Annotated in this window: 1 protein-coding gene; it reads left to right on the top strand. The window is 36.8% G+C overall.

Annotated features, from left to right (window positions below; translation table 11 throughout):
* A partial coding sequence (locus Q1A15_RS20950) for a hypothetical protein (protein ID WP_299628401.1) occupies positions 1-386 on the top strand: 386 nt, incomplete at both ends.

Here is a 386-nt window from a genome sequence, read left to right as displayed (position 1 = left end):
ATCACAGTTATCAATGCATTTGATGAGTTACAAAGTATTACACCGACACAGAATGATGCTATTAGTTGTATCAATGGAGGAGAGTTAATTGATATTGAGTTTACATCAAGTTTAGCAGTAACCGGAGCTACAGTAGTTATTTCAGATAACACAGGAGCCGCAGTTGAAACGATAAACAATGTTGATAGTGGAGTAAGTGTAACTAATACTACAAGATTATCAGCAGGAATTTACACAGTAACAGTTACACACCCAGTAACAGGATGTGAGTTAAGTGCAAGCTATGAGGTAGTAGCGGTACCAGATCACTTAATCAATGTTACTCAAACATCACCAGTTGTTTGTTTCGGATCAAGTACAGCAGCAGTAGAGATTATATTTGATAG

It is taken from the genome of uncultured Tenacibaculum sp., from assembly GCF_947495995.1.
Lineage (GTDB): Bacteria > Bacteroidota > Bacteroidia > Flavobacteriales > Flavobacteriaceae > Polaribacter.
The sequence above is the reverse complement of the archived record's forward strand: the minus strand, read 5'-3'. Positions and strand labels throughout refer to the sequence as shown.